The 12348-nt window shown below is 61.6% G+C and carries 12 protein-coding genes; 3 read left to right on the top strand and 9 right to left on the bottom strand.

Annotated elements, in window-relative coordinates; all coding sequences use genetic code 11:
* Positions 1 to 20: 20 nt before the first annotated feature.
* From J4E63_RS17755 to J4E63_RS17740, 4 genes are all read right to left on the bottom strand, one after another.
* Complete coding sequence (locus J4E63_RS17755; protein WP_207282809.1) at positions 21 to 2498, bottom strand: TonB-dependent receptor; 2478 nt, start codon at positions 2496 to 2498, stop codon at positions 21 to 23.
* A gap of 96 nt (positions 2499 to 2594) precedes the next feature.
* Entirely contained in the window at positions 2595 to 3554 is a 960-nt protein-coding gene (locus J4E63_RS17750; RefSeq protein ID WP_207282808.1) for a FecR domain-containing protein, read from the bottom strand.
* Positions 3551 to 4072 carry a sigma-70 family RNA polymerase sigma factor gene (locus J4E63_RS17745; RefSeq protein WP_060741487.1) on the bottom strand — a complete coding sequence of 174 codons (522 nt, stop codon included), beginning with the start codon at positions 4070 to 4072 and terminating at the stop codon, positions 3551 to 3553. The genes J4E63_RS17750 and J4E63_RS17745 overlap by 4 nt, the downstream gene beginning before the upstream one ends.
* A 102-nt stretch (positions 4073 to 4174) precedes the next feature.
* Positions 4175 to 4582 (bottom strand): response regulator, encoded by a 408-nt coding sequence (locus J4E63_RS17740; RefSeq protein ID WP_072406937.1) that lies wholly within the window; start codon positions 4580 to 4582, stop codon positions 4175 to 4177.
* A 241-nt stretch (positions 4583 to 4823) separates the two neighbouring features.
* Here J4E63_RS17740 and J4E63_RS17735 point away from each other — a divergent pair, with 241 nt between their 5' ends.
* Together J4E63_RS17735 and J4E63_RS17730 are read left to right on the top strand one after the other, a co-directional pair.
* Positions 4824 to 6770, top strand: coding sequence for a DNA topoisomerase III (locus J4E63_RS17735; RefSeq protein WP_207282807.1), 1947 nt, complete (start codon positions 4824 to 4826; stop codon positions 6768 to 6770).
* Between the two features lie 614 nt (positions 6771 to 7384).
* Entirely contained in the window at positions 7385 to 7714 is a 330-nt protein-coding gene (locus tag J4E63_RS17730; protein WP_207282806.1) for a hypothetical protein, read from the top strand.
* 63 nt (positions 7715 to 7777) lie between these two features.
* On the opposite strand, the gene glsB is transcribed toward J4E63_RS17730, so the two are convergent.
* Entirely contained in the window at positions 7778 to 8686 is a 909-nt protein-coding gene (glsB, locus tag J4E63_RS17725; protein WP_060741483.1) for a glutaminase B, read from the bottom strand.
* 332 nt (positions 8687 to 9018) lie between these two features.
* Between glsB and J4E63_RS17720 the strand changes: the two genes are divergently transcribed.
* Positions 9019 to 9213 (top strand): hypothetical protein, encoded by a 195-nt coding sequence (locus J4E63_RS17720; protein WP_053123348.1) that lies wholly within the window; start codon positions 9019 to 9021, stop codon positions 9211 to 9213.
* A gap of 9 nt (positions 9214 to 9222) precedes the next feature.
* Here J4E63_RS17720 and J4E63_RS17715 read toward each other — a convergent pair whose 3' ends face one another.
* From J4E63_RS17715 to J4E63_RS17705, 4 genes are all read right to left on the bottom strand, one after another.
* Positions 9223 to 10242, bottom strand: coding sequence for a hypothetical protein (locus J4E63_RS17715; RefSeq protein ID WP_207282805.1), 1020 nt, complete (start codon positions 10240 to 10242; stop codon positions 9223 to 9225).
* 187 nt (positions 10243 to 10429) lie between these two features.
* Complete coding sequence (locus tag J4E63_RS17710; RefSeq protein WP_207282804.1) at positions 10430 to 11359, bottom strand: ZIP family metal transporter; 930 nt, start codon at positions 11357 to 11359, stop codon at positions 10430 to 10432.
* 133 nt (positions 11360 to 11492) lie between these two features.
* The gene (locus J4E63_RS30920) at positions 11493 to 11618 is read right to left on the bottom strand and encodes a hypothetical protein (RefSeq protein WP_259334042.1); all 126 of its coding nucleotides are present in this window, start codon (positions 11616 to 11618) and stop codon (positions 11493 to 11495) included.
* Between the two features lie 171 nt (positions 11619 to 11789).
* Positions 11790 to 12167, bottom strand: a complete 378-nt coding sequence (locus J4E63_RS17705) for a general stress protein (RefSeq protein WP_060741480.1) — start codon at positions 12165 to 12167, stop codon at positions 11790 to 11792.
* Between the last annotated feature and the right edge of the window lie 181 nt (positions 12168 to 12348).

Below are 12348 nucleotides of genomic sequence, written 5' to 3'. Positions count from 1 at the left end.
TTGGCGCCCTCGCCACCGGTTCAGAAGCGCCCCTTCAAGGTCATCGTGAAGTTGCGCGGCTCACCGTAATAGTTACCGAAGCTCTCGGTGCCGATGGTGGTGTAGTAGCGCTTGTCGAACAGGTTGTTGCCATTGAGGGCCACCGACCAGGTGTCATCGATGCGGTAGCCAACGCGGCCGTTCCACACGGCATAACCGGCCTGGGTGATCTTCTCGCCCGTCGCCGGCGATACGCGGAAATTGTCGCTCTGGGCATTGACCCCGGCACCGACACTGAACCGTTCGAACGCCCCGCCGAGGGCATAATCGCTCCACAGGCGCAGCACATGGCGCGGCACGTAGCTGTTGAACGAGCCGCCGTTGAGGCTGGTGTCAATGTCGTCGAGGGTCTTGGTCTGGGTGTAGGTGTAGCCGGCCAGCAGTTGCAGGCGCTCGATGACTTCACCGCTGATCTCGGCTTCGAAACCCTGGGCGCGCACCTTGCCAGCGTTCTCGTAGCAGTAACCGTCCGAGGACGCGCAACTGGAGTTGTAGTCAGTCTGGGCCTGGTCTTTCTGCAGTGTGCGGAACAGGTTGAAGGCGCTGTTCAGGCGTCCCTCGAACCACTCGCCCTTGATCCCCAGCTCATAACTCTCGCCCATCAGGGGCTTGAGTGCCGAGCCGCTTTCGGAGCGGTAGTTGCCCTGGGGCGTGAAGATATCCGAATAGCTGGCATAGGCCGTCAGGTGCTCATTGAGGTCCAGCAACACGGCGGCAAACGGCGTGACTTGCCCCGTCTCCGTGCTCTTGGCGTGCTCCGTACCGCCTGTGAGGAACACCGAGTCGGTCTTGGAGCTGTACCAGCTCACCCGGCTGCCGACGACAAACGTCAAGGGGTCTGCCAGTTTCAGCCGCAGGGTCGAATACATGCCTTGCTGCTCGGTCACGGTCTTGACCGGACCTCCGCGCGTCGAGTTTTCGATGAAGTAACTGTCGTCCGGTTCGGGAATATGTCGGTCCGGATCGAACACATTCTGCTTCTGTGGCAACAGCGCCACCGAGAAAAAATCATCCTTGTCCGAACGACTGGCGTTGAAACCGACGATCAACTCATGTTGCTGCCCCAGGGCGTCGAACTTGCCGTCCAGGTAGGCGTCGAGGCCGTAATCGACCTGGTCATAGTCATACATGCTGCCCAGCATGTTGGTGGTCGAGGTGCCTGGCGCCACCGAGCCCGATGCAAACGCGTATTTGATGTCCTGGGTATTTTTCGTATAGACACTGGCGACCTTCACGGCCCAGTCGTCGTTGAGCTGATGCTTGAGATCGCCGAACACCGTGGTCCGCTGGCTGCGCCAGGTGTTCCACGATGGGTCCAGGCAAGTGGAACGACCGAGTTTCAGATCGCTGCCGTCCCGGTAGCGCGGAAGCCCGCCCCAGCACGGGCTTGCATCGACGTCCTCGTAGGCTACGCCCAGGCCGAGCGTCGTATCGGGCGACAGGTCGAAGTCCAGGGCGCCGTAGTAGATCTGGTCCTTGCGCCGGGCATCATCGTAGAAATAGTGCCGGCTCTGCTCGGCGATCACCGCCCTGCCCCGCACGGTGCCGGCGTCATTCAACGGGCCACCGGTATCGACCTGCCCACGGTAATTGTCCCAGGTTCCCCCGGACAGGCTGAGCTCGGTCTGCGCCGTGGCCTGGCCGCGTTTACGAACGAAGTTGACGCCGCCGGACGTGCCGCCCGCCCCCTTCATCATCCCGGCGGCGCCGCGCAGCACTTCGACCCGGTCGTAATAGGCCATGTCGCTGCTGAAACTGTCGGCCTGGACATAACTGTTGCCCATGTCCAGCGGAACGCCGTCGTATTGATACTGGCCAGACATGCGGAACCCGCGGGAATAGAAATACTTGCCGCCCATGGTCGAGTCGTAGACGGTGATGCCGGGGGTCTTTTCCATGACTTGATCGATGGTATTGAGGTTCTGGTCATCGAGCATCTTGCGGGTGATCACCGTCACCGATTGCGGCGTTTCGCGCAGGGAGTGCTCACCCTTGCCAATGGTGACCGCCCCCGTCGTGTAGGAGTGACTGTCCTCGGTGGTCGCCCCGAGCCGCTGTGCCTCGATGGTGGTGGCGTCCAATTCCAATGCCGAACCGCTGACCGGCGCGGGGCGCAGCACGTACGTGCCGTTGGCCTGGAGGGCGGCTTGCAGGCCACTGCCGCCAAGAATGCGGGCAAAGCCGTCGCCCACGCCGAAAGTCCCCTTCAGGCCGGGGGATTGCAAGCCCCCGAGTTGCCGGGCCTCAAACGAAATGGCGACACCGGCGGCGCTGGAGAAACGGGTCAGCACATCCACCAGGCGACCGGCGCCGATATCGTAGGCCTGCACCGCGCGCTGCTGCGTCGCAGCCGCTGGAACCGGGCTGGCGTTCACGACCGTGGCGCCGGCGGTCGTGACCGCCAGCAAGCTGATTTTCACTGCAAACACCAGACGGCCTGGCGCGCTCACCCAAGTCATATTTCCCCTCCCCAAAACGGTCGATAAAAACTCACTGAGGAAGAGCCGAACGATGGGGACGAAAAGTGCAGGGGCTGATTTTTTTATTGCGTAGCATTACCGCCGATGGCCACCGGAGACCTGGACCCAGAATCGGCTATAACGGGTCACTCGCAACGAAAAGCCGCTTTCCAGCGCGGCCAGGGCGAGATCGGTGTTATCGACGGGAAACACACCGGAAACCTTCAAGTCGCCAATCGCCGGATCCCAACGCAGCACACCGGGGCGATAGCGCGACAGTTCCTCCAGCAGCGCCGCCAGGGGACGGTCAATGGCGATGATGCTTCCCTTCTGCCAGGCACCGACCGACACATCGTTGCCGTGCAACGCCCCCAATGACCGCTCGTTGAAATCCAGGCGCTGGCCGGCTTCGACCCGCATCCTTGATCCACTTGCCAACAGGCTCACCTCGACCGCTTTCTCCAGCACCGCCACTTCGCCGCCCCGCGCTTGGCTGCGGACGATAAACCGCGTGCCCAGCGCCAGCACCTCGACCGACCCCGTGACCACCTTGAACGGACGTCGCAAGGGATCGACCGCTGTCGTCACGAGCACCTCGCCCCGCAACAGCTCCAGGCGCCGCTGCTGTCCATCGAAACGAACATTGATCGAGGTGTCGGTGTTGAGCAGGACCGTGCTGCCATCGGCCAGCTGGAACGCGCGACGTTCGCCCACTGCGGTGCGGTAATCACAAAACAGGTTCTGGGTTGCCTGGCTGCGCCAGCCCAGCCAGCCCAGGCCGCCGGCGGACGTCAGCAGCAAGGCGCTGCGCAACACCTGGCGCCGGGATCGCTGGTGGGCGTCGCTCAAGGTCGGTGCCGCCAGGGCGCCCGGCACACTCGCCATCTGCTCGGCCACCGCGGCCATGCGCTGCCAGGCCTGGCTGTGCAAGGGATCGGCGGCCAGCCAGGTGCGCCAATCGGTCCGGTCCGCGTCGGTCGCAATACCGGAATGCAGCCGGGCATACCACCGTGCCGCCACGCGGATGGCTTGCAGCTCGTCGGGGGGCAGGTTCATGAAAGCTGCAATTGAATTTGCATCAGGCAGCAATGTTCCATGGCTTTGGCCATGTGGTTGTTGACCGTGCGGACGCTGACGCCCAGGCGCTCGGCGATTTGCGGGTACGTCAGGCCATCGAACTGCGACAGGATGAACGCCTGCCTGACGCGCGGCCCCAACCCCAGGAGCAGACGGTCGATCTCCATCAGGGCCTGGAGCAGGATCGCCTGCTCTTCCAGCGATGGGTGCTGCTCTTGCGGCATGGCGGCCAAGGCTTCCAGGTAGGATTGTTCCAGCGAGCGCCGGCGAAACAGGTCGATCAATAGCCCTTTGGCGATCATCGACAGGTACGGTCGCGGCTCACGGATATCCAGCGCGGTGCGCGCCTTGATGACTCGCACAAACGTATCCTGGGTCAGGTCGGCGGCATCGAACGTGTTGCCCAAGCGCTTGCGCAACCAGCCCTGGAGCCAATTGTGATGATCACTGTACAGAACGTCGACAGCACTGCGTAGGGACAGATCGTTGGCGGGCATGGCAATGGAATAATTCGCGACTGATAATGACTCGCATTATCATGGAGCCCATCGCCGCTTGCAACCCAAACGTGCCCGGCCGCCGCCACCCTCTGGGATCACTCAGTGCATGGCGTGATTTTTCACCGTGCTCTCCACCAGATCCAGCATCTGGCCCAGGGCCCAGGGCTTGGCGATGAACGACGCGTGGTGCTTGATCCCGGCGCTTTCCGGCGTCTCGAAGCCGGACATGATCAGCAGCGGGATCTGCGGCCAGCGGTCTCCGGTCAGGTTGGCCAGGTCGGCACCGTCGATCTTGCCGGGCATGGTGATGTCGGTGAGCAACAGATCGACGAAATGGGCGCTCTTTTCGAGGAACTCCAAAGCATCGTCAGCGTTTTTCTGAGGCTCTACGACAAATCCTTCTTCCTCGAGGATTTCACAGAGAAACTCCAGGATAGTCGGATCATCTTCCACCACGAGAATCAAACGTGTAGTCGCCTGGCCGTTGCCATTGGGCATCGAATTCATGAAAGTGACTCTCCTTGACCTCATAAACCTTCTTTGCGGTTTCAACCGCCTTGAAGTTATGAGCCATACCCCTGCGAGAAATTCATTCTGCATGCCGACAGGACGCCGAATGTCACGCCAGACACCCCTTGGCAACGCAGCGCAACGCTTTTATCTGTATATCCATACAGATAAAACTTGCCCTTGTGCGCATCCATGACCATGCTACAGCCCCATGAAATCTGCTCAGGAAAAGGGCGCTATGCAGCTGTACCTGTGTGAAAAGCCGTCCCAGGCCAAGGACATCGCCGCGGTGCTCGGTGCCACGCGCCGTGGCGACGGTTGCTGGCTGGGTCCTGGCGTCACGGTCACCTGGTGCATCGGCCATCTGCTGGAAACCGCCCCACCCGACGCCTACGACGCGCGCTACAAGCGCTGGGTCCTGGCCGACCTGCCCATTGTGCCCGCGCAATGGAAAATGACCGTCAAACCGAAAACCGCCAGCCAGTACAAGGCGGTCAAGCGCCTGTTGGGGGAAGCGAAGGAACTGGTGATCGCCACCGACGCCGACCGCGAAGGCGAAATGATCGCCCGGGAGCTGGTGGAGCATTGTCGGTATCGCGGACCGATCCGGCGGCTATGGCTGTCAGCCCTGGACGAAGCGTCGATCCGCAAGGCCCTGGCCGCCCTCAAGCCGGGCGTCGAAACCTTCAACCTGTATCACTCGGCCCTGGGTCGCTCCCGGGCCGACTGGCTGATCGGCATGAACATGAGTCGCCTGTTCACCTTGCTGGGGCGCCAGTCCGGCTACCAGGGTGTGTTGCCGGTAGGCCGCGTGCAGACACCGACGCTGCGACTGGTGGTGGACCGCGACCGCAGCATCGCCAACTTCGTGCCGGTCGCCTATTGGGCCATCGACGTGCAGCTCAGCCATGAAGGCACGGCGTTCACCGCCCAGTGGCGCGCCGACCCGGATGCCTGCGACGACCAGGAACGCTGCCTGAACCAGGCCCTGGCCCGAGACGCGGCCCAGGCCATGCGCAACGCCGCCACCGCCCGGATACTGAAGGTGCGTACCGAGCGCCTGCGCGAAGCGGCGCCGTTGCCCTTCGACCTGGGTACCCTGCAGGAAGTCTGCTCGAAGAAACTCGGCCTCGGCGCCCAGGAAACCCTGGACATTGCCCAGTCGCTCTACGAGACCTACAAGCTCATCACCTACCCCCGCAGCGATTGCGGTTTCCTGCCCTTGAGCCAGCACAGCGAAGCACCGGCCATCCTGGCCGCCCTCGCCCAGGCCGACCCGAGCCTTGCGCCGCTGCGCGAGCATTTGCAGGCGCAGCGCAAATCCCGGGCCTGGAACGACGCCAAGGTCAGTGCCCACCACGGCATCATTCCCACCGCCGCCGCCAGGAACCTCGACAAACTCGCCGGCAAGCAGCGTGCGGTCTACACGTTGATTCGCGCGCGCTACCTGGCGCAGTTCCTGCCCAACCACGAATACGACCGGACCCAGACCGACTTCGACTGTGCCGGCCAGGCGCTGCGTGCCGTGGGCAAGCAGATCGTCGAACCCGGCTGGAAACGCGCCCTGCCCGAAGCACTGGCGCCGGCAAAGGGCCGTGAAGCACCGGTACCGCAAACCTTGCCGGCACTGGCCGAAGGTCGCGATTGCACGGTGGACGAGGTGAAACCCAAAGACCTATGGACCCAGCCGCCCAAGCCCTTCACTGAAGGCGACCTGATCAAGGCGATGAAGAATGTCGCCAAACTGGTGGAAGACCCGCTGCTCAAACAGAAGCTCAAGGACACCACCGGCATCGGCACCGAAGCGACCCGAGCCTCGATCATCCAGGGGCTACTGGACCGCGGTTACCTGGTGAAAAACGGCAAGGCCCTGTCCGCCACACCGGCGGCCTTCAGCCTCATCGACGCCGTGCCCCGGGCCATTGCCGACCCGGGCACCACCGCCATCTGGGAGCAGGCCCTGGACATGGTGCAAAGCGGAGAAATGAGCCTGGAAGAATTCGTGACCCGGCAAGCCGCCTGGATGAGCAAGCACGTCGCCCGCTGCCAGGGCATGAGCCTGACCATCAGCGGCCCGGCCAGCCCCGCCGGGCGTGGCGCAACGCCATGGAAAAACAAACGCAAGCCAGCCAAGCGCAAGACCGGCGGCGCACCGCGCAAGGCCAACAAAAATCAGCCCACCTGATTCCCCTGTGGGAGCGAGCTTGCTCGCGATGACGGTGAATCAGCCATCAGATAATTGACTGACACACCGCCATCGCGAGCAAGCTCGCTCCCACATTGATTGTGTGTCTGACCGGAAATCCTCATACCCAAACCATTTTGTCCGACAATATGTAGTGAAGAAAAATAATCACTACAAAACCGTTGACGCCTCCGATTTGCCCTTGCATGATGCAGACGTCTCCCCGATCGGGAGTACAGGCAACTGTTTGAGCAAGCTCGTCTGACCGCCGAGCTGTTTTTTGGATACAGGGACTGCCCACAAGGCAGATTGAAGGTGCTGACCTGGCATGATCGTCCGGTAACAAGGACGAGAAACGTCGGCGAAGATCCTCATGACGCGCGTGGTCGACCCTCGAAAGTTGACACTGCCTGATGATTCTTCGCTGTTTCTCTTCGTTGTAGCGCATTTGCGTAGCAGCCCTTCGATAACACTACACAACCGATGCACGACCCCGTCGAAGTTCGACGGACGAACGCTGACGGCCTGGTTTCGGTAGCAGGCAGGCACTTACCGAGTAGCGAAGTTTTTGCGAACCACCAGACAGATCAACCAAATGGTCAAGGGGCTTACACATGAATCTGAATAATCAACCATCTATTGATGAACTGGCTCGCATGTTCGCCGCACACAAGGACACACTCGACAGCCATATCCTGTGGATCAGCAAGACTGGCCAGGTCCATATGGACTGCCTGTCGCCCTACACCCAAGAAGACGAGTTCGAAAAGAACACGCAAGAACTGTGTGCCCGGCTGAAGATGTACCGCCGTGGCCAGGGCTACGTCGGCAAGAAGGCCGCGGCTGACAAAGACTTCATGGGCCGCGTGTTGCAAACGCTGACCCAGGTCTGGCAGTCGATGCAGAACACTTCCGAGGTCCGGGTCATCGACCGCCTCTGCTGATATCCCCTAACGAAAAGGCCCGCGCCTGAATCAGGAGCGGGCCTTTTTTTATGCGGCAGGAAACTAGAACACCGACCAGCCGATCCGCTGGCTCATCAACTCCAGCGCCGCCATGCCGGCCAGGGAGTTGCCCGCGGCGTTGAGTTCAGGCGACCAGACACATACGGTAAACCGTCCCGGCACCACGGCGACAATCCCACCACCGACACCACTCTTGCCCGGCAGGCCGACGCGATAAGCGAAGTTGCCGGCCTCATCGTACAGGCCGCTGGTGGCCATGATGGAATTGACCTGTTGGGTCTGCCGGGCGCTGAGGATCTGTTCGCCGCTGTGTTTGCAGAACCCGTCGTTGGCCAGGAAGCAGAATGCCCGCGCCAGATCGATGCAACTCATCCGCAAGGCACAATGGCTGAAATAACTGCGCAGCACCGCTTCCACGTCGTTATGGAAGTTGCCGAACGACTGCATCAGGTACGCCATCGCTGCGTTGCGGGCGCGGTGCTGGTATTCCGACTCGGCAACCTTGCCGTCCACCATCACCTGGGGGTTACCCGACAGGCGGCGCACAAAATCGCGCATCGACAGCGCCGGCGCGGCGAAACGCGACTGGTTGATATCGCAAATCACCAAAGCGCCGGCATTGATGAACGGATTGCGCGGCCGGCCGCGCTCGAACTCCAGTTGTACCAGGGAGTTGAAGGGCTGGCCGGATGGCTCATGGCCCAGACGCTCCCAGATCGCTTCGCCGGAATGCCCGATGGCCTGCACCAGGCTGAACACCTTGGAAATACTCTGCACCGAAAACGCTGTTTCGGCGTCGCCGGCACAATACAACTCGCCATCATTGCCATACACGGCAATACCCAACTGGTTGGGCACCACAGTGCCCAGGGCAGGAATGTAATCGGCGACCTTGCCCTGACCGATCAGGGGGCGAACCGCATCGAGGATCTCGTTCAACAGTGCTTGCATATGCGCGGGGTCCAGTCATTCCCCGTTCGAGTGCGGGGATACAGACGCTAGACGCTGGTGAGCGGGATCAGAGCACACTGCCCCATCAAACAAGGTCCTGTGGCGAGGGGATTTATCCCCGCTGGGCTGCGCAGCGGCCCCCTGGAGCTGTCACTAAGGGTTTAACAGACTTAACGCAACCAGCCCTCGAGGGGTCGCTGAGCAACCCCGCGGGGATAAATCCCCTCGCCACAAGGACTCCACCTGCCACATAAGTTTCATGGGTTTTCACCAGCGCTTATCGCGAAATCGAGCGGTCTATAGTTCAAAGGATCAATCGGCAGGAGTAGACGATGCGTCAGATCATGCAAAAAGAACCCTGGTGGGCCTCGCCGCCCCAGCCCGGGCAGGATGAAAGCGAGCTGGAATGGGGATGGCTGGTGATCTACAGCGAAGGCGAGCCGCGCTTCGAGTTCATCAAGGAACGCCCATCGGACGAGCAGATCCGCCATCGCAAGGGTTGTCGCGTCACCCTCGGATCAGAATGAACCGCCCCGTCACGGCTTGATGTCCGGCAATGCCACCGCTCGATTGGCCAGGTCCGCCTCCACCAGGTTGCCTTCTATTTCCTCGTCCAGGTAGTACACCGGTGCCATCACCCCGCTGAGGGGATGCTTGAGTGACTTGAACCACGCCTCGTCGAACGCAGCGCTCAGGCTTTTGCGGATCTGCGCCTCCATTTCCGGCCGTTCGCCCTCGTGGATGATCGCGCGAATGCCCGCCACGCCCACCGAGATCAACGCCCCCGCCGCCTTCCCGGCCACGGCTGCCGCCGCACCGGTTGCCCCACGCGTGGCGAACTGGGCCTCGATTTTTTCACTGGTGCGTTGCGCCACCGTGGCAATCACCGCCTCCGAGGGTCCGGCACCTGTGCTTGCAGCCTTGTTGACGTGATCGATCAGGGCCGCATAGGCCGGCAGGGTGTTCAACGGTTCGGTGTGGACCATCTCGAACAACGAAGCGTCACGCGCCGCTGGCGGGCCGAGGCGGATGGCCGGGACGCCGTGCAGACGTCGGTTCATCAGTTCGTTCGGGATGCGATGCCGCAGGGCGATGACCTGGACCTGCTGATTGAGCTGGCGCAGGTAGTAGCCTGTGGCGTTGGCCCTGATCGCCTCGGGATCGATTTCCACCGCCACCGGTTCCAGCACCTTCTCGCGATATTGTTCTTGCAGGTAAACCGCCAGGCGCCTGGCCGAGGAATCCGTCTCGCCCTCGGCGCTGGCGGCGTACCAGCTGACCTTCACCGCCAGCCACTCCTGGGTCCAATAGCTGCTGAACCAGGGGATGAATTCAACCTCGGTGCGCTCATAGACCAAGGTGCGCCAATGCTCCATCGACCCACGGGCGTAGAGTGCCGCCTGCTCGACGGCGCTTTTCGAGGCTGCGATGAGCTGCTGGTCCACCTGTCGCCAAGTGTCCTGGGAAATCGCCACCGGGGCGACCTGTTGACCGCGCTGCGGCGTGGCGCACCCCGCCAGAACGAGCACAACGGCCAACATCAGCGAACGCAGCACGATCGCGCCACCCCGGATTCATGTCATCCACGGGGTTGAGTATACATCGCCAATTCAACCCATCCGGCCTTGAGCACACAGGGTGATCAGACCGGGAGTGGCGCCATGTCATCAACCCTGACCCGGAGAAAATTCCGGATGTTCCAGACGTTTGCCGAAACGTTGCCGCAGGGTATCGGTGAGTCTTTCAACCCAGCGCCGTGTCGAGAAACATCATCACCGCAAACCCCATCATCAACCCCAGGGTGGCCGGGGTTTCATGGCCATTGCGATGGGTCTCGGGAATCACCTCGTGAGAGACCACGAAAATCATCGCACCCGCCGCCAGCCCCAGGCTGATGGGGTACGCGACGGCCACGCCCGACGACATGCCCAGGCCGATCACTGCCCCCAGGGGCTCCATCAGCCCCGAACCGATCGCGATGAGCGCAGCACGCAAGGTGCTGATACCGGTGACGCGCAGCGCCATGGCAATGGCCAGGCCTTCGGGGATGTCCTGGATGGCGATGGCGGTGGTCAGGGGCAAGCCGACCTTGAAGTCGCCGTCGGCAAAACTGACGCCGATGGCCATGCCTTCCGGCAGGTTGTGCAAGGTGATGGCGAGCACGAACAGCCACACACGGTTAATGCGCTCGACTTCAGGGCCGCGCCGTCCACTCAACTCGTGTTCGTGGGGCACGAAACGGTCGAGGCCGATCATCAGGGCCACACCCAAGCCCAGGCCAACCACGACGACAAAGGCGGCCAGCAACTGATTGCCACAAATCACCTGCGCGGCTTCGATGCCCGGCAGGATCAGTGAGAAGGAGCTGGCGGCGAGCATCATGCCGGCGGCGAAACCCAGCATGATGTCCTGGGTGCGCGACGAGATATCCCGCAGCACCACCGCCATCAATGCCCCCAGGGCGGTGGCGGCAAAACCCGATGTACCGCCCAGCACGGCGTAGCCCAGGTTTTGACGATTGGCGCCAATCAGGGCGTTGTAGCCACTGTAGAGCAACAACGCGGCCACCAACGCAAGCCCGAGCCAGAACGTGACCCCCAACAGCCAGTTCTCTTGCACGGGGTTCAACCAGGTGCGCCAGGGCGATCGAATCCGGGAGGTGGGCTGGTCCATCGAATGTCCTTAGGGGGCTTGGCCGTGGTATGGCTTGGAATACCGGGCGTGGGAGTCGCCTCCTTCGCCATCGGTTTACAGTTTGTCACCTTGCATCCCCGAACCCAAGTCGGCACCCGTGGTGGGGTTGTTTTCAGGGTCGGACATCGTCCGCGCCTTCAGCCATCTTGCCCTTGGCGCCCTTGTTCAACATCACGATGATCGAACCGATCACTTCCAGATGGCTCGAGCAGCATGAAAGTCTGAAGAAGTTGAACATTTAGTTTTTATTCAAGACAGAAGACGAGTGGTTAATTGAAACCCTGGCTCACTCGCTTATCTTTTAAACAATCAATACACCAGTAAAGCCGGGCATCAATACCCGACTTTTAATATCACGGCCGGACCAGGTCCCATGCCAACGGCACGGGACCTGCGAGACCACGGGACATTACGATTCACGACCGCCGCCATGGCTTTTTTCAGCCCCTTTCCTGCCGGCCCCGGAGGCTTTTTCCCGGTCATTGGCAACGTTGCCGCCCGACGCCTGGCCACCTTTGCGGCCGGCTTCCGAAGCCCGCTCAGGGTCGTTGGCAAAGTTCCCCCCCGAAGCTTGCCCGCCTTTGCGACCGGCTTCAGCGGCGCGTTTCGGGTCGTTGGCAAAATTGCCGCCCGACGCCTGGCCACCCTTGCGTCCAGCCTCGGAGGCGCGCTCAGGATTATTGGCGAAGTTGCCACCCGACGCCTGGCCACCCTTTTTCCCGGCTTCCGATGCCTTCTCACGATCGTTAGCGAAATTGCCAGGGTTGTTATTACCTGTGTTAGCCATTTCATTCACCTCGTTTAGTTGATCTCCACGAGCCTTGCTGACTCGTCTTATTCGGAAAACATGACGCCGCCAAGGTTTGAAGGAAACGCGGCAAACGGCGACGAGTGGTCAATGCTTGATTTATATCGCCGCCGCCGTGGTCTTTAGTGCAACAGGCTATTAAACAGGCCGAGACCGAAAC

Origin of the sequence: Pseudomonas sp. FW300-N2F2, from assembly GCF_017351655.1 — a bacterium.
GTDB classification, from domain to species: Bacteria; Pseudomonadota; Gammaproteobacteria; order Pseudomonadales; family Pseudomonadaceae; genus Aquipseudomonas; species Aquipseudomonas fluorescens_AA.
Note: the sequence above shows the minus strand (reverse complement) of the source record. Positions and strands in the feature narration are given on the sequence as shown.